Below are 16,053 nucleotides of genomic sequence, written 5' to 3' on the forward strand. Positions count from 1 at the left end.
TATAACGGCGAAAGCCTCAAGGAGTGAATAAAATGGTTACACTATACCTTACACCAAGCTGTACTTCTTGCCGAAAGGCCAGAGCGTGGTTTGAAGAACACGGAATTGAATATACCGAACGGAACATCTTAATGGAGCCGCTGACTGTAGATGAGATCAAATCGATACTGCGCCTGACCGAGGATGGGACGGAGGAGATCATCTCGAAGAATTCCAATACGTATAAAGAGTTGAACGTGGATATCGATTCACTGCCGCTCAAGCAGCTGTATCAGCTCATCATGGAAAACCCTAAAATACTGCGCAGACCGATCATGCTGGACGAAAAAAGGATCCATGTAGGGTATAACGATGAAGAGATTCGCAGTTTCCTGCCGCGCAAGCTTCGTACGTTTTCTTATCAGGAGTTAATGATGAAAGAGGCAAATTAGGTCGGGTTGGCAAACTTGACTAGCCCATCTGTAACATTTACCATTACAGTGCAGAATAGAAAGTAGGAGGCAGTCAATGAATAGTGATTTTACTCTAGCCATTCACAGTTTAACGTATCTTGCCCTTCAGCTTGACCGGATGTCCAAAAGCGACGAAATTGCAGAGAGTGCAGGGGTGCATGCCGTCCGGATCCGGAAAGTCCTGAGCTTGTTGAAAAAGCATGGAATCATCAAATCGAAGGAAGGGACCGGCGGCGGATTCATCTTCGCAAAGGAATTAAATGAAGTGAGTCTCTGGGAAATCTACATGATTACGTCAGAGGGCACGCTGCAGCCGAAGTGCCCCGACTCGAATGAAGCGTGTGTCGTGGGGGCGAATATGCAAAAGGTCTTGTTCAGCATCTTCCTCGGTGCGGAAGAGCATCTTGGTGAATATTTAAAACAATATACCATTAAAGATATCGTTGATCTGATTTCAAAAGAGAAATAACATGGAAGGCTTCAAGCTTCCATCTGCCTTAAATGTAATAAAAAATATTTCAGTTTGAAAGTTGGTGTAAATGATGAACACAATCCTAACAACCGGCGATTGGGTAAAAGGGACATCACGTAACGGCGAATTGATCATCGGGTATATCGAAAACCTCGATCATCATAGAGCCACTGTGAAAGCCAAAGTCATCACAAGTGATAACAGGGAAATCGAAGGCAACACCATCCCTTTATTAGCAAAAGATGTGAAGAAACTGCCCGATTTCAGAATAGCAAATAAGGGACAAATTCAGTTCCTGATTGATTTGGCCCTATCTACAGGAGATGAAGAATGGTTCCTGGAGTTGACGTCTAAGTTGAATTCGATGAGGGAGCTTGTGAGGGATGCAAAATGAAATTAATATGGGTGCCTGATGCTTGATACGTTAAATCTTTAGCGTAGTGGGGGTCGGGCACCTTTTTTCGATAGGATGAGCCAGACAAGGGGGCAGGGACGTTGGCCGTTTTTTGAAATGAGCCGCGGTGCCTGCCCCGGTGGTTCATGAAGCACTCATCTTTCTGGAATTAATGATATAAAAGATGAAATAAGTGAGTAATGCCAGGATGATATAAAATAATTCTAGGTTAGTAGAATCTATGTTTCCTACTGATTCATTTACGTTAAACACACCGAATAAGTAGTTTGTTACAAGAAACAGCAATAGAGTGGTCCAGCTTTGAATGATGGATTTACTCTTAATGCTTCTCTTTCTTTCATCGTCATTTGGACCAATCGGATAACTTTTCTTTCCTGTGATCCAGCCTATGGATACGACCCATAGCAGAATGACAATCAATTGAACAAAAAATTGCATGATACACACCTCTGCTAATCTAAATTTTCTATTTCAACTATACCTCATGAACGCAATAAAAGGAATAATTTTACTTATTATTGAGCACTAAGAATCAATTGAGTAAATGAAAAAATTTATAGAGGAATTCAAAAAACAGGTGTAGAAACTATTAAAAGGGTACTCTTGGTTTTTATACGTTTTTTAGAAAGCGTTTTCTTTTTGAAAAGAAACGTTTAACTTATACTCCGTTTCGAAACCGGTTTCGGTATAAGGGGGTATTCCATGCTGGAACCAGAGATGTACACCGATGCATCACAAGAATAATTTTTTCCGCAAAATCGAAACCGGTTTCGTGAAGTGGATTCGGTGTTGCGAAGGGCCTGCCCTTCTTCACATATACAAACAAAGGAGGAAACAAAGGGATGAGAAACAAAGTGGTGATGAGTTTGCTTGTGTTGGTGCTGGCATTGTCTGTAGTGCTTCCTGTTGGAGCAAAGGGGCTTAACAGTGAGGAAGAGGCGAGGCTGAAGCGCTGGGAGGAGAGAGGGATCTTTGAAGGCTTGGAAAAGATGAAGAAGAAGCCTCATGCTGCGTTATCGAAGGTTGAGTTTGCTGCACTAATTCATTCAGTGATTGGCTACGGCAGGGATGGGATGCCGTGGAAAAATGCAGATGTTGTGAGACGTGCGAAGGAAGCCGGGTATTGGAATGTGGTATTTGGTGAAGGGGTTGAAGGGAATTCGGCCATGAAGAAAGGGGAAGCTAAGGAGGTTCTTGAGTATTTACTGCCAGGGAGTGAATTGATTTCAGGGGAAGATGGCAGTAGCCCCCTAAAGCTTGTGGATGCGGTCCGTTTGATCGATGACAAGGTGGATGAATTTTACCATCAGGCGGGTGTGTTTTCCGGTGAGACCATTGAAGGGAATGCGCTTGTGAATCATGGTGATGTGACGCTTGAGGATGTAAGGATCAAGGGGGATCTCTATGTTACGAACGGTGCAGCGCCCGGCAAGGTCACGCTGAAGAATGTATCGGTCGATGGGAAGGTCTATGTGGAGGAAGAAGTGCAGAATCTTGTACGCTCCGTGAAATCGGATCTCGGTCAGGTGGTTGTGTACAAACCAGGTAAGGAAAAGTCGGACTGGACGCTCGTGTGGTCGGATGAGTTCATCACGGATGAAATCGACCCAGAGAAATGGACCTACGACATCGGGAACTGGATTGTGGATGAAGAGGGAAATCCTGTGTCTCCGGGCTGGGGAAATAACGAGCTCGAGTATTATACGGATTCTCCGGACAACTCTTTTATCCAGGATGGAAAGCTCGTGATCAAGGCGAAGAAGGAGGAGACGCCGATTACTGATGAGTTCGGTTCGTATGATTATTCCTCTGCCAAGCTGAAGACGAAAGGCTTATTTTCTAAAAAGTACGGGAAGTTCGAGGCGAGGATGAAGCTTCCTGAAGGACAGGGATTCTGGCCTGCATTCTGGATGATGCCGGAGGATAGTGTGTATGGAAGCTGGCCGACATCCGGTGAAATTGACATCATGGAATCGGCCGGGAGAGATACAGGCACGATCGGCGGGACGATCCATTATGGCGAGGAGTATCCGAATAATACGTATACGGGGGCTGAGTATCATTTTCCAGAGGGAGAAGATACGACCGGCTACCACACATATGGGATTGAGTGGGAACCTGGTGAAATCCGCTGGTATGTAGACGGGAAGCTATATCAGACGCTAAATGACTGGTTCAGCAAGGGCACGAATCAGGCGGATCGGTACGCATTCCCGGCACCGTTCGACCAGGAATTCTATATGATCCTGAACCTTGCAGTGGGCGGCTGGTACGGCGGCAACCCGGATGAGACGACGCCATTCCCGGGTGAGATGGAAGTGGATTATGTCCGTGCTTATGAGCTGACGGGACGTGAATATATGGAGCCGGTCGAGCCTGAAGAGGTGAAGGAAGAGCTGCCTGAAGGGGCAAAGTTTCCGCTCGAGGATGGGAATTACATCTATGATGCAGCCTATTCAGAGCCGTTTACGGTGGTGGATGCTCCTGAAGAAACTTTGAATCCATTATATTGGAACTTTGTTGCACTGCCGGATTTCGGGGGCAGTGGGACGATAACGAAGGAGGACGTTGGCGGCGTTCCATTTGCCAAAACTCAAGTGACGAACCCTGGAAATGCCTTGTGGGCACTTCAATTGATACAGAACGTGTCGATTGCAGAAGGTGGTAGGTATAAAGTCAGCTTTGATGCCAAGTCGGATACCACGAGGAACATGATGACAAAGGTGTCAGGCGGAGCTGAGAGAGGATACGCCAACTATTCGGGTGAGCAGACGATCCCGCTGACGAATGAGGTTCAGTCGTATGAATACACGTTCACACATCGTCAGGATACGGATATTGCGGCAAGGCTCGAGTTCAATATGGGGGCAAACGGAAATGCGCCCGTCTGGATCGGGAATGTCCGGGTGGAAGAGGTGGAGCCTGTAGATCCTGAAGGTGCTTCGAAAACGCCGCTTCCTGACGGGAATCATATTTATAACGGCACCTTTGACCAAGGAGATATGTCGCGGATGAAGTATTGGGATGTCGCAGTGAACGAGCCTGCGGAGGCGAGTGCTGATGTGCCGGAAGCGGCGAGGGAGCTGCATGTTGCGGTCAAAGACGGCGGTGCTTCTGCTGACGACGTCCAAGTAAAGCAAACAGGATTGCAGCTTGCGGACGGTGCATCGTATGAGTTGACGTTCGATGCACGTGCATCTGCTGACCGTCCGATCGAAGTTCAATTTCTGAGTGAAGACGGGACGACAAGTTATTCTGATTCAGTGAGCGTGGATGTGAGCGGAGACATGGCTTCGAAAAAGGTGAACTTTACAATGCCTGAGGGCCAAAGCGATGAGTATGGACAGCTGGTGTTCAAGATGGGCGGTGTGAGTGGAGACGTTTATCTTGATAATGTGAGGCTGATCAAGACGTCGGTGGATGTTGAACTGGAGCCGTTGAAGAATGGAGATTTTGCTTCGGGATTTGATTTTTGGAGTCAGTATATACATTTTGATGCCCAGGCGGATCTGTCTGTGACAGATGAGAAACTGAACGTGAATATAGCGAGCGCCGGGAACGAAACATGGAGCGTGCTTGCGGAGCAGGGGAATCTTAATCTGGTGCAGGGTGTGACGTATGAATTGTCCTTTGACGCCCGCTCGACGGTGGCGAGGAACATGGAAGTGACGTTGGAAAATGCAGGGTATTATCGCTATTTGAGCCAGTCGATTTCAGTAGGTCAAGAAATGAAGACTTATACGTTTGATTTGGTCATGAGTGCGAATGATACTGCTTCATTGAAGTTCCTGATGGGGAAATTCGGCGAGGCCCATGAGATTACAATTGACAATATTGTCCTTCGGGTGAAGGATGCAGGAGTGGAGAACTAAAACGAATGATGAATGGGGACCGCAGAGGCGGTTCCTGTTTTTCTTTTTGAAGGCCCGTCCCAGGGTGCGTTAACGCGTTAACGCACCCTGGGACGGGCCTTTGTCACGATTTTATCTAATAAACTTCATTTTTATTTCACAATTTCTTTGTATTCTAATACTGTCGAAAGGAGAAATGAAGATGAAGAAATTATTGATGGCTATTATTGTATTGTTATTTATATTTGTTGTTTCTGCATGCGGTTCTGCAGGGACTGGACCGGTTGAGAGTAAGGAGAAGGAGACTGGTCAGCAGCATGAGGCGAAGAAGGATGCTGATGGAAAGCTTGCCGAACCGGGTGATGATACCGTTTGTGCGTATTGCAATATGAAGGTGCATACATCGGATTCCGACTTTGGCGTGTTTTCTGCTCAGGCCGTTAAGGAGGATGGTTCGAATGTGTTCTTTGATGATATCGGATGTATGTTGAATCAGGAGCGCGTGGATGAAACGGTGTATGCGGAGAAGTATGTAAGGGATTACGAGACGGAAGAGTGGATACCTCTTGATGATGCCCATATTGTGAAGGCTGAAATTAAGACGCCGATGAATTATGGCTATGCGTTTTTCGCAAAAAAGGAGGAAGCCGAGGCATTCATCGGGGAGCAGGATGACAAAGCAAGCTTTGCCGCATTGGACACGATCGATGAGGTCGCAAGCCACAGGCATATGAAGAAGATGGAGCGCATGAAGGATGGAGAAGGTCATCATGAGATGAAGAAAGGCGAATCGATGGAAGGTGAGTCACACCATGGTGAGGATGATGGGTCACATGGACATGATGAAAGCGATAGCAATCATTCACATTAAGCCTTTTACTCATGGGGGAAATCTGAAAAAAATGCTGTGTGCGCTCTTCGTTTTCGCTGCGGCTGGATTCTTAGCGGAAGGGAAGATCTTTGCACAGGAATCACTGCAGAAGAAAATCGATCAAGCAGAGCCGGGTTCGACGGTGATCATCAAATCTGGCATTTACAATGAGCCGATAACGATCTCCAAACCCTTGGTCATCAAGGGGGAAGGCAGGATCATTTTTTCAAGTCAAAGCGATGAGTCATTCATCACGGTGGAACATACATCTCATGTCGTGATCAATCACTTGTCGGTCGAAGCGGAACAGGACCGCAATGAAATGACCGCAATCACCGTCAAAGACAGCTCGGGCATTGAGCTTTCAAATATCGAGATCACCAGGTTCAATCAGGGTGTCGAATTGTTCAACGTGAAGGACAGCACGCTTGATATGCTGTCCATTAAAGGGGTTCGCGGCCACTTTTCAAAAAAAGGCAATGGGATCTCCCTGTTCGGGACCGAGGGCATCACCGTGAGGGACTCCGAGATCGATCAGGTTCAGGATGGCTTGTACATCGAGGAGGATGAGAAATCGAGGGTGCTCGATAATCTCGTAACAGGATCGAGGTACGGCATCCATCTCATGTATTCCAAAGGGGTGACGGCCGCGGGGAATACCCTCAAGAAGAATGTGACAGGCTTGATGCTAATGATGACGAACCAAACGGCCATCAGAGATAACCGGATCTTGCTTCATACCGACTACAACGGGTACGGGCTCGTATTGTTCGAGGGTGAAGCGATTGTTGTGAAGGGAAATGAGATCAGCGAGAATGCTGCAGGCATGTCCCTTCAAAAAATAAAGAACTCTGAGATCGTAGATAACAAAATCATGGCCAATCAGACAGGCGTGCAATTCATTCATTATGATGAGAGTAATCAGATGAGCGGGAATGAGCTCTACGGCAATATCCTGTCGGCTGCTTCCGATGTGAGAGGTGCCGGGGTTGATGGGAATGAATGGGATGATTACCGCGGATTCGATCTGGATCGTGATGGGTTCGGGGACACCCCGCATCAAGTCAAGGATCTGTTTTCGCAGCTCATGATCAATGAAAAGCCTTATCAATTTTTCTTCGAGGCGCCGAGCATTGTGGCACTTACGAGTTTGGAGAAAAAGCTGCAGGTTGAAGAGGAAACGGGAGTCAGGGATGAACGGCCGGTAGTGAACCCGGCTGAAGACAAGGAGCAAGGAAGCTTTCACTTTGTTTTCTTCCTGGCTGGGGCCGCGATTTTTACAGGAGGGGTGTTAGGATGGAGAAAAATCGCATCATCATGATGATCATACTGGGCTTCATGTCGATCGGGACGGCAGGGTGCGGTTCAGCGGATATGAGCCCCCGTGCCATACAGCCGGAAGTGGATACATGTGAAGTGTGCAATATGAGCATTGCCCACGACGAATTCGCTGCGCAGGCTGTCACTGAAAAAGGGGATCACCTCATGTTCGATGACATCGGGTGCCTCGTGCAATATGAAGGCACAAAGGAAATCGGGGCGCACTACATCAAGGAGCATGCTACCAATGAGTGGATCGATGCAGACAAGGCATTGTATGTGTATCATAAAGATTTTTGGACGCCGATGTCTTATGGGGTCCTGGCATTTACAACGAGGGAGGATGCGGAAGCCTTTATCGAGCAGGAAGGAAAGGGCGAATTGCTGAAGGCCGGTGATTTAAAGGAGCATGAATGGGGTGTTCATTCTCATGAAGAGTAATGCTGAGATGATGATGACGGAAATGAAGAAGATGGCGAGGGCACGTTCCCTCTTGGCATTCGGATTCTTATTCGTGTTGCTGCTCGTCACGATTACGAGCATCCAGATGCTTGCGATGCCTGTCACCTCTTCATTCACGAGATTTTCAGCCTCATTCCTGAACGTCATTCTGTTTCTCCTGCCCCTTTTCACACTGGCGATCGGTGCCCTGTCGATTGCATCTGATGTCGAATCAAAATGGTTTTCCTTGCTTAAAACCTATCCGATCAAGGTCAGAACTTATCTCTTCGGAAAATTCACGGCATTGATCAGTTCGTTCACGCTCATGTTGTTGATTGGATATGGATTGGTGTTGATGATTCACTCTTTTGGAGGGGGAAGCCATTTCGACCTGCTGTTAGTACTTCTATCGTTTTTCAGTGTGGCGATTTTCTCATCGCTTTCGATAGTCGCCGGCGGCCTTGCGAAGGACAGAATCCACAGCTTGTCGCTGGCGCTTGGCATGTGGGCGTTCTTCCTGCTAATCTATGATTTCATCGTGATGAGTATCGGAACCATGGTGTCTGGTAATCTATTAAAGCTGCTCGTCCTCGTGCTTACGTTCTCAAATCCGGCAGAATGGCTGAGGATCGGCTACCTCTTGTATTCAGGGAACGGAGCGGTGCTGGGTCCTGCATATTATTCCTTTACCGGTTTTTTTGTTTCCCCAGTCGGGATTGCCGTCTATCTTATTGTGACAATCCTCTGGGTGCTGCTCCCCTTAGTACTCGGAACCATTTTCTTACAACGAAAAGAAGGATGATTGAGATGATACAGGTACAATCACTATCAAAAACATACAAGTCCGGTAAGGCGGGGCTCCATCCCTTTGATCATCAAATCCCGCAAGGCACGGCTCTCGCGCTCACCGGGGGAAATGGGGCCGGCAAATCCACACTCATCAAGCTGCTTGCGACAATCATCAAGCCGAGCTCAGGGACGATCACGCCCGGCGGCCGCTCCTTCAGCTATATGCCGGATGACCTGGAATTCCCGCTTCAATTGACTGCCATTGAGGCACTCGGGATGCTAGGGGTATTAAAGAAGGTGGACGGGAAGCGCAGCCTTCAATTACTGAAGGAAGTCGGCCTGTATGATGCACGCCATCAAAAGATCGGCACCTTTTCAAAGGGAATGAAGCAGCGATTGTCCTTCGCTCAGGCGATGCTGTCGGACGATGACATCCTCATCCTTGATGAACCGACCAATGGTCTCGACCCTTATTGGATCAAGTGGCTGAAAACATACTTGAAAAAGGAACGTCAAGAAGGGAAGACCATCATCTTTTCCACCCATGATCTAAGCCTTGTCGAGGACCTTGCAGATGAGATGCTTTTCTTCTATGAAGGGAAGGTATTGATCCGAGGGAGAGTCGGAGAGTTGAGGGGGAACGGGGAGCGGTTGGAGGATGTGATTGTGAAGAGGCTGGAGGAGTTGAATGGATAGAATGACGAGTATACCGAAGGCCCGTCCCAGCGCGCGTTAACGCGTTAACGTGTTCTGGGACGGGCCTTCTGGCTTATTTAGGCAGGGTTTCTTTCAATCGGACGGCTGCGAGCAGTCCTGCACTTAGTGGTAAGATTGCGACCAATCCGATGGCCCATTCCACATTCAGGAGATCTGTCAGCAAGCCTGCGAATAAGGCTCCGAAGGCATATCCGCTGTCTCTCCAAAAACGATAGACACCCATGGAGGACGCTCTCCATTCCGGCTGGGCGACATCGCTTATGGATGCCTGCAAGGTTGGGTAGACCATTGCGGTTCCCAAGCCTAGGAGAATAGCGGCAATCAGCCATAGACTGTATTGACCGACGAAAAGGATCATCCATAGGGAAAGGGCCTGCAGCCACATCCCGCCGGCGATCAGCCACTTTCGTCCAATCTTGTCGCTCAATGCCCCTGTGAAGAGTTGGAAAAATCCCCATGAAGCGGGGTAAATCGCGACCAAGACACCGATTTCCGATACGGTCAAGCCGACGCCGGTAAAGAATAAAGGAAAGAGTCCCCACGCCATCCCATCTTTAAGGTTTGTGCTTAATCCTGCAAACGTGATGCTGGATAGGTTTTTATTTTGATACGTCGTGGTTTTAAAGACTTCTTTGGCATTCAGAGACGGTCCATTCTTTGCGGCTCCTTTTGATTGAAGCTTAATATGCCCGCTGGTATCCTTGACAAGCAAGGAGAGAATGAATCCGATCACGACGATGACGATCCCTAAGTAAAACGGCTCGGGACGGTTTGAAAAATTCGTTGCCACAAAACCGGAAACGGCAGCCATCGCAGCCACCCCGGTATAGCCGGCAAATTCATTCAGCCCTACAGCCATCCCTCGTTGGGTAGGTTTTGAAAGGTCGATTTTCATATTGACGGTCATCGACCATGCGAGCCCCTGATTGATCCCCAAGAAGATATTTGCAACGACGATCATCCACCACGACGTTGCAAAGATGACGAGCAGAGGCACGAATAAACCGAAGCCCCAGCCGATGAGAAGGACTTTCTTTCGGCCAAACCGGTCGGCAACCGCGCCAGCAAAGTAATTCACAATTGCCTTTGAAAACCCGAAACTAATGATAAAAGAGAGTGCCGCACTCGCCGATGCCAATCCAAACTCTTCTTCCCCGATGATCGGAAGAATGGTCCGTTCCAGACCAACCATCGACCCGACAAAGAAGTTCGTCACGACAAGCAGTATGAAGTTCAAAATATTCTCTTTGATTCCAATTCTTATCTTACTCAACCTTTTCACCTCAAAATGGTGAGCCAGGGGGACAGGTACTTTGGCCAGGATGAGCCCCTGGATCACTTCTTAATGAATATACTCCGCTTGTTTCCACTCATGAACTCCTTCTTCCATACGGTAAGCTTCAAATCCATGGACAGTCAGCGTTTCAACTGCTTGAGTGGCAAACGCACAGTATGGCCCGCGGCAGTATGCAATGATCTTTTTATCCTTAGGAAGAGAAGAAAGATGCTTTTCCAATTCCTGCACAGGTACGGACCTTGCTCCCTTGATATGTTCATTCATGAACTCATCTTGGGGCCTGACATCAATCAGTATCGCCTTACCATTTTTCAGTTCATGCAGCATATCTTTAAGTTCCACCAGTCTAATCTTTTCATTTCTTCCGATATAATCTTTCCTCACGCGGGTCATATCATTGAATTGCTTCTCAGCTAAACCCTTGATCGAATGCAGGAGGCCAACGACATGATCATCTGCCAAGGAGTAATAGACGTAGTTTTTTTCCTTATGAAAAGTAACCAGCTTAGCCTCCAGCAGTGATTGAAGATGCTTAGACGTATTCGCCACAGACATCTTCGCTTCATTCGATAACCTCTCCACTGTCTTGGGACCTTGAGAAAGATAATCCACCAGCTCAAAGCGTTTTGGGCTGGAGAGAGCCTTACTGATCCGGGCAAATTGGCTATAAACAACATCTTTGAATTCTCTGGGTTCCAACTTGTTCACTCCAATCTATTCAACTGATTGGTTGAATAGATTGGAGTATATGATAAAAGTTTTGATGTGTAAAGTGGTTTGCTCGTGAAAAAAATGTGGATGGTTAGGGGAATTAGGATGGGGAGGGGGATATGGGTGGTATCGCGGGGCCTGTTCCCCAACGAGGAACGTATTAACGGGGCGGGGGGGACAGGCAAAATTTTTCATCCTTTCATTTGATGTGATCAAAATGGATTTTCTCCTTTTACAAATGGCACAAACACGATATAATTCGAAACTGCGAATAAGACCCAAAAAAAGACTGATGACATTCTATGTTTGTAAAGCGTGCTTCCCTTTAGGATAAGCAAGCCTGCAGTCAACGTATAAAAGACATAAATCAGATACGTCACGCCAAACCAATTCACCCATACATCTCCCATGAATTCAATGCCGGAATTTTCGTAAGCAGGTTTTACTAAGTAGAACGTGACAAGAAAACCGGCAGCCAGGAGAGTAGTGAGTTCGGTCAATTTAAATAGAGCGTTGTTTAATTTGCTCAAAGATAACACCTCCTGTAAGTCAGGCCACAAATTCCGTTTTACCTGAATTCCTTCTCAAGCTCAATCTCATCCTTCAGCGGAATCCCATCCTTCCCAATCAAAGGGATTGACGGTTTTATCTCTCTCGCTCTTTGGACAGCATTCTTATGTATCTTTACTAAGTCAAAGCCTCTCTTTTGATAAAACTTCAATGCTGGCAAGTTATCATTTGTCGTAATCAGTTTTACACGTTCACATTTGTTTAGAATAGCTGCACGTTCAACTTCTTGGAGAAGGGCAGAACCGATGCCTTTTCCTTCTTCTAAACTATCTAATGAAATAATCTCACACTCTTTCTTTTCCATGACGTATGTGATCAATCCAATGATTTCATTTTCACCATTTAATATGGCAAAGCCATCTAACGTCGAGCAGTCGAATATCCCGGTCGAAATCACCATCTTCGGGCTTCCCCAGTGGAGGGTGAAGAACTCAGTGAGTTTATTTTCAGGTAACGTGTTTGTTGGGACTATGTTCATCTTAAAACCTCACTTTGCAAGTCTGCTAGAGTAGTTATTTTAGTGGGGCAAGCCCGGTTCCAGGTTATGATTGACCGCCATCATTAAATAATGATTGAATTTTTAAAGCAACTTCTTTCGGTCTAATCTCAATCGATTGCAATTCATTGATATTCACCCACACCGGCAGGTAGGTTCCTCTGTCTCTCTTGTCGTCTGTGAATTCTTCACCCTGCCCGGCCCCGAAAGTTCCCGAGATGATTTCAGAGCGAAAGAAGTATTGAGTACCGTAATATTCTACCTCTGAAATGCACTCGTTCACGTTTACTTCCACTCCCAGTTCCTCTAATGCTTCTCTTTTTGCACCCTCTGCCGGTGTTTCTCCGTCTTCGATTCCACCGCCGGGAAACACATAGTAAACTGCACCATCTCTTATTCTTTTCATTAAAGCGAGTTTATTATTTTCTACTATTACAACCGCGCTCCTGTTTCTCAAGACCACATACTCCTCTTTTGTGAAATATTAAGCGTCTTTATATAATTCCATATAAAGTCAGTTATTCCTTGTTGTGTTGAAAAGCGGTAGTTTAGGGTCCGTATGGGCAGGTAACCGATGGTGGTTTTGAAACCCTGATATGGGAAGGTTTTGGGGGTTTTGAAAGAAAAATAACATAGCCCCTTATTCGCAATCAAGCAGATTAATCTGGTGAGACCAAATCAGAGCTATAATGCGAAAGGGGCTATTTTTATTTCAGTTTAACTGAAAATGCGTGTCTATCAAAAAATGTCCGAGTATTAGACGGTAGGGAAATATTGGGCCAGTCCCCCCCCAGGTTCATTTAGCAGCGATGCGGGGGACAGGCCGTGTTTATGTGCGAATTATGTATTCTATATAGCTAACAAAGCGATTCCGATGAACAGGATGACCAGCAGGATCGATAATACAATCACTCTTCTATCTACCATGTTGTAACCTCCCAAGTTGAATGAAGATACCCTCATCTTATCATAGATTCTTTACTATTTTGGTAGACGTGAATAAATGGAAACTAGTGGAGCGATAGGATTTTTTTATGAGAAGCCGGAGGTGGGTTGTGGTAAAATAAGGATATTGTTTTTGTGGAATAGATAAGTAAAACAATTCAAGTTTTGCTGTTTCTGAGAGGAAGGAAAGGGCGTTTATGAAAAAAGTCAAACCTATTTACATACTATCCATTCTGCTCATCGGATTACTTGTGATTCTTTTCGGCAGGACATTCGGTGTACTGTTCATCTCAGCCAATCTCGTTTTTATTCTCCTTATTTTGTTTCTTCTAAAAAGGTACAGGGCATCGATGAAGAAAGGATTCGATTATATGGCCAGGTTTTTAATAATTGTTTACGGAGTGTTCCTGCTATCCTTCATAGCGGTCGAAGGGTTCATCCTTTATGAGCTGGAGAAGTCGAAGGATGTCAATGCAGAAGAGATTGATGTGGTGATCATCCTAGGTGCAGGCCTGAAAGGAGAAATCCCATCGAAAACCCTCCTCTCAAGACTGGAAGCTGGAAAAGCATTTCTGCTGGAAAACAAGGAGCTGCCAGTGGTGGTCTCAGGGGGACAGGGAGAAGGCGAGTCGATTTCAGAAGCTGAAGCAATGGGGCTTTACCTGAGGGAGCACGGGATTTCCGGGGGTAGGATCATCTACGAGAAAGCTTCCACCACCACTTATGAAAATCTTAGAAACTCTAAAGAAATCCTGCATGAAATGGGAATGAAGAAACCGAGTGTCCTCATCGTGACCAGCGACTATCACGTGGTGAGGGCGAAGATGATCGCCGATGAGCTGGCTCTTGATAGTCATGGACTTGCAGGGAGGTCGCCTTTACTTGTCAAAGTGAACTATTTCATAAGGGAGTATTTTGCCATCGTGAAAACGCTCGGGGAGAAGTTTTTATCGTAATTGAAGTAGAGTTGGCCGTCGTTAAGTGAAGATTGCTGAAATAGAGATGAAAGATTAATAGGCAAAACTCGATGATTATGAGTGATTTCTCGATGATTTTTGGTCAAAACTAAAAGATTATCTGCGAAAGAGCTGGGATCAACCCCAAGTTCGCTAAGCGTGCCGGTGGGGAAGCCCTATTATGTGGTTTTTAGAATCTGGAAATCAATAAACAACGACCAAGGAGGAGTCAGTATTGGAAGAATATATTAGAAATAATGAAGAAATGATTATTATTATTTATTGTTTCATTATTTTATGGCTGAATGTCGGCTATTTAAGGGAGTATAAAAAGATTAAAAGAGGGCTGAATGAAATTTCTTCTGTGGATGAACTTGAAATAAATCCATATTCCATGTCCCTGGATATCATGGTGTTGATCTTTAACTTTTTCCGCAGATGGTTGATTTATATCCTTGCTGTACTGATGACAGGCAATGTGATCGTTCTCGTCATTTCCGTCATTTTATTTATCGTCAGCTTGTATGATTGCTTATTTAATTACAGCTTGGAAAAGTTGAGGGAATCGAGACTTCTCATGTATCTGGCGGTCGCCGATACGATTTATATTTCGGCTTTTGTTTTTTATCTTTTTACAAATTAGTGCTGGTGAGGACTTGATGGGTATGCCGGTTGTAATTTCTACAGCAGCGATAGTTAAAAGTGTTAGAATTACAGGGTGGATCAAACAGGGGTAATCTGGAACAAAAACATACATCCCATGCTGAAACAAACATTACATAAGAGGTGCACACGTCCATGAGCTGGAAATTAAAGAATTTCAATGAATTATCAACAAACGAACTGTACATGATTTTACAAGAAAGAACGCAGGTTTTTGTGGTGGAGCAGGAGTGTCCTTACCTGGAAGTCGATGGGAAGGATCTTCAATCATATCATCTTTACCACGAAGAAAATGGTGAAGTGACCGCCTATGCCAGACTTTTGCCGCCAGGTGTTTCTTATAAGGAAGCGTCGATCGGCAGGGTCTTGGTCAAGCGTGAACATCGGGGCAAAGGATTGGCAGGAGAACTTTTAAAAAGAGGGTTGGATTTCATCCACAATGAAGTGGGAGAAATGACTGTTAAAATCCAGGCGCAGGAATATTTGAGGGAATTCTATGGTTCATTTGGCTTTCAGGCGATAACGGATACCTATTTGGATGATGGGATTCCTCATATTGATATGGTAATGGAAAAAAGGTGAGTCAGTTGGACTGTAGTCCACATCTGTTATTCCACTGCAGTGATGCAAAACCCTGTAGAATAAGGAGCAATGTTTTCATGAAATTTGGTCGTTATAGTTATGATGATTCAATCCGGCACCAGGCTGATCTTCGGAGGTACAGTATATGGTAACCTTTTTCATTTACTTAGCAGCCTTTGCAGCTGTCTACTTCATTTTTGAAAAAATTGCGAGAAGAACGTGGGGCATCCCGAAACAACGGGAGCCTGGAATCCATGGTGGCAACACGCTTCACACCTGGGGACTGCGCATCGGTTGGGCTGTATTCTTTGTGACTGCTGTGTTTAGCGGATCGGGACTGCTGCCCGCCATCATTCTCATCATGATTTGGTCATTCCATGCCTTTATGCAATGGAAATATCATAAGGCTCAACGAGAATACATGATTACCCTATTAGGGCTTGGGTTCTTCATTATCTTTATTGCGGTTGGATACACATTTGATTTGCTGATTTAAAAAAAGAGG

General features: G+C 45.8%; 19 protein-coding genes. 13 read left to right on the forward strand and 6 right to left on the reverse strand.

Features of this window, described 5'->3' with window-relative positions:
* Positions 1-32: 32 nt before the first annotated feature.
* From spxA to AAEO50_RS05390, 3 genes are all read left to right on the forward strand, one after another.
* Positions 33-431, forward strand: a complete 399-nt coding sequence (gene spxA, locus AAEO50_RS05380; RefSeq protein ID WP_341981274.1) for a transcriptional regulator SpxA — start codon at positions 33-35, stop codon at positions 429-431.
* Between the two features lie 76 nt (positions 432-507).
* Positions 508-921 carry an Rrf2 family transcriptional regulator gene (locus tag AAEO50_RS05385; RefSeq protein WP_341981276.1) on the forward strand — a complete coding sequence of 138 codons (414 nt, stop codon included), beginning with the start codon at positions 508-510 and terminating at the stop codon, positions 919-921.
* Positions 922-991: 70 nt separating this feature from the next.
* A complete protein-coding gene (locus AAEO50_RS05390) occupies positions 992-1,318 on the forward strand; it encodes an IDEAL domain-containing protein (RefSeq protein WP_341981278.1) in 327 nt (108 codons plus the stop codon).
* Between the two features lie 144 nt (positions 1,319-1,462).
* Here the strand turns inward: AAEO50_RS05390 and AAEO50_RS05395 are convergent, their stop codons facing one another.
* Positions 1,463-1,777, reverse strand: a complete 315-nt coding sequence (locus AAEO50_RS05395; protein ID WP_341981280.1) for a hypothetical protein — start codon at positions 1,775-1,777, stop codon at positions 1,463-1,465.
* A 404-nt stretch (positions 1,778-2,181) separates the two neighbouring features.
* On the opposite strand from AAEO50_RS05395, the gene AAEO50_RS05400 reads away from it, so the two are divergent.
* From AAEO50_RS05400 to AAEO50_RS05425, 6 genes are all read left to right on the forward strand, one after another.
* On the forward strand, positions 2,182-5,211 hold the full coding sequence (locus tag AAEO50_RS05400) for a carbohydrate binding domain-containing protein (protein WP_341981282.1): 3,030 nt from the start codon (positions 2,182-2,184) through the stop codon (positions 5,209-5,211).
* A gap of 181 nt (positions 5,212-5,392) precedes the next feature.
* Complete coding sequence (locus tag AAEO50_RS05405) at positions 5,393-6,061, forward strand: nitrous oxide reductase accessory protein NosL (protein WP_341981284.1); 669 nt, start codon at positions 5,393-5,395, stop codon at positions 6,059-6,061.
* Positions 6,024-7,382, forward strand: a complete 1,359-nt coding sequence (locus AAEO50_RS05410) for a right-handed parallel beta-helix repeat-containing protein (protein ID WP_341981286.1) — start codon at positions 6,024-6,026, stop codon at positions 7,380-7,382. Before AAEO50_RS05405 ends, AAEO50_RS05410 begins: the two co-directional genes overlap by 38 nt.
* Positions 7,358-7,822, forward strand: coding sequence for a nitrous oxide reductase accessory protein NosL (locus AAEO50_RS05415; protein ID WP_341981289.1), 465 nt, complete (start codon positions 7,358-7,360; stop codon positions 7,820-7,822). Before AAEO50_RS05410 ends, AAEO50_RS05415 begins: the two co-directional genes overlap by 25 nt.
* Entirely contained in the window at positions 7,812-8,624 is an 813-nt protein-coding gene (locus AAEO50_RS05420) for an ABC transporter permease (protein WP_341981290.1), read from the forward strand. The genes AAEO50_RS05415 and AAEO50_RS05420 overlap by 11 nt, the downstream gene beginning before the upstream one ends.
* Before the next feature lie 5 nt (positions 8,625-8,629).
* Positions 8,630-9,307: an ABC transporter ATP-binding protein gene (locus AAEO50_RS05425; RefSeq protein WP_341981292.1), complete on the forward strand. Its 678-nt coding sequence runs from the start codon at positions 8,630-8,632 to the stop codon at positions 9,305-9,307.
* Positions 9,308-9,380: 73 nt separating this feature from the next.
* Here the strand turns inward: AAEO50_RS05425 and AAEO50_RS05430 are convergent, their stop codons facing one another.
* The 5 genes from AAEO50_RS05430 to AAEO50_RS05450 form a co-directional block, all read right to left on the reverse strand.
* Positions 9,381-10,601, reverse strand: coding sequence for an MFS transporter (locus AAEO50_RS05430; RefSeq protein ID WP_341981295.1), 1,221 nt, complete (start codon positions 10,599-10,601; stop codon positions 9,381-9,383).
* A 69-nt stretch (positions 10,602-10,670) separates the two neighbouring features.
* Positions 10,671-11,324 carry a metalloregulator ArsR/SmtB family transcription factor gene (locus AAEO50_RS05435; protein ID WP_341981297.1) on the reverse strand — a complete coding sequence of 218 codons (654 nt, stop codon included), beginning with the start codon at positions 11,322-11,324 and terminating at the stop codon, positions 10,671-10,673.
* Positions 11,325-11,548: 224 nt separating this feature from the next.
* Entirely contained in the window at positions 11,549-11,866 is a 318-nt protein-coding gene (locus tag AAEO50_RS05440; RefSeq protein WP_341981299.1) for a hypothetical protein, read from the reverse strand.
* A 38-nt stretch (positions 11,867-11,904) separates the two neighbouring features.
* Positions 11,905-12,384, reverse strand: a complete 480-nt coding sequence (locus tag AAEO50_RS05445) for a GNAT family N-acetyltransferase (protein WP_341981301.1) — start codon at positions 12,382-12,384, stop codon at positions 11,905-11,907.
* A 64-nt stretch (positions 12,385-12,448) separates the two neighbouring features.
* A complete protein-coding gene (locus AAEO50_RS05450; protein WP_341981304.1) occupies positions 12,449-12,859 on the reverse strand; it encodes an NUDIX hydrolase in 411 nt (136 codons plus the stop codon).
* Positions 12,860-13,544: 685 nt separating this feature from the next.
* Between AAEO50_RS05450 and AAEO50_RS05455 the strand changes: the two genes are divergently transcribed.
* The 4 genes from AAEO50_RS05455 to AAEO50_RS05470 all read left to right on the forward strand — a co-directional run bounded on the left by AAEO50_RS05455 (position 13,545) and on the right by AAEO50_RS05470 (position 16,044).
* A complete protein-coding gene (locus AAEO50_RS05455; RefSeq protein WP_341981305.1) occupies positions 13,545-14,303 on the forward strand; it encodes a YdcF family protein in 759 nt (252 codons plus the stop codon).
* Positions 14,304-14,538: 235 nt separating this feature from the next.
* On the forward strand, positions 14,539-14,946 hold the full coding sequence (locus AAEO50_RS05460; protein ID WP_341981307.1) for a hypothetical protein: 408 nt from the start codon (positions 14,539-14,541) through the stop codon (positions 14,944-14,946).
* A 155-nt stretch (positions 14,947-15,101) separates the two neighbouring features.
* Complete coding sequence (locus AAEO50_RS05465) at positions 15,102-15,548, forward strand: GNAT family N-acetyltransferase (RefSeq protein ID WP_341981310.1); 447 nt, start codon at positions 15,102-15,104, stop codon at positions 15,546-15,548.
* A gap of 145 nt (positions 15,549-15,693) precedes the next feature.
* Complete coding sequence (locus tag AAEO50_RS05470; RefSeq protein WP_341981312.1) at positions 15,694-16,044, forward strand: DUF4181 domain-containing protein; 351 nt, start codon at positions 15,694-15,696, stop codon at positions 16,042-16,044.
* The last annotated feature ends 9 nt before the right edge of the window (positions 16,045-16,053 follow it).

Origin of the sequence: Rossellomorea oryzaecorticis (assembly GCF_038405515.1) — a bacterium.
Taxonomy (GTDB): domain Bacteria; phylum Bacillota; class Bacilli; order Bacillales; family Bacillaceae_B; genus Rossellomorea; species Rossellomorea oryzaecorticis_A.

Excerpts from the sequence above, each read along its gene's own strand:
- AAEO50_RS05425 (WP_341981292.1), top strand. The coding sequence starts at position 8,630 with ATGATACAGGTACAATCACTATCAAAAACATACAAGTCCGGTAAGGCG.
- AAEO50_RS05405 (WP_341981284.1), top strand. The coding sequence starts at position 5,393 with ATGAAGAAATTATTGATGGCTATTATTGTATTGTTATTTATATTTGTT.
- AAEO50_RS05470 (WP_341981312.1), top strand. The coding sequence starts at position 15,694 with ATGGTAACCTTTTTCATTTACTTAGCAGCCTTTGCAGCTGTCTACTTC.
- AAEO50_RS05420 (WP_341981290.1), top strand. The coding sequence starts at position 7,812 with ATGAAGAGTAATGCTGAGATGATGATGACGGAAATGAAGAAGATGGCG.
- AAEO50_RS05455 (WP_341981305.1), top strand. The coding sequence starts at position 13,545 with ATGAAAAAAGTCAAACCTATTTACATACTATCCATTCTGCTCATCGGA.
- AAEO50_RS05390 (WP_341981278.1), top strand. The coding sequence starts at position 992 with ATGATGAACACAATCCTAACAACCGGCGATTGGGTAAAAGGGACATCA.
- AAEO50_RS05395 (WP_341981280.1), bottom strand. The coding sequence starts at position 1,777 with ATGCAATTTTTTGTTCAATTGATTGTCATTCTGCTATGGGTCGTATCC.
- AAEO50_RS05385 (WP_341981276.1), top strand. The coding sequence starts at position 508 with ATGAATAGTGATTTTACTCTAGCCATTCACAGTTTAACGTATCTTGCC.
- AAEO50_RS05410 (WP_341981286.1), top strand. The coding sequence starts at position 6,024 with ATGGACATGATGAAAGCGATAGCAATCATTCACATTAAGCCTTTTACT.
- AAEO50_RS05445 (WP_341981301.1), bottom strand. The coding sequence starts at position 12,384 with ATGAACATAGTCCCAACAAACACGTTACCTGAAAATAAACTCACTGAG.
- AAEO50_RS05415 (WP_341981289.1), top strand. The coding sequence starts at position 7,358 with ATGGAGAAAAATCGCATCATCATGATGATCATACTGGGCTTCATGTCG.
- AAEO50_RS05400 (WP_341981282.1), top strand. The coding sequence starts at position 2,182 with ATGAGAAACAAAGTGGTGATGAGTTTGCTTGTGTTGGTGCTGGCATTG.
- spxA (WP_341981274.1), top strand. The coding sequence starts at position 33 with ATGGTTACACTATACCTTACACCAAGCTGTACTTCTTGCCGAAAGGCC.
- AAEO50_RS05465 (WP_341981310.1), top strand. The coding sequence starts at position 15,102 with ATGAGCTGGAAATTAAAGAATTTCAATGAATTATCAACAAACGAACTG.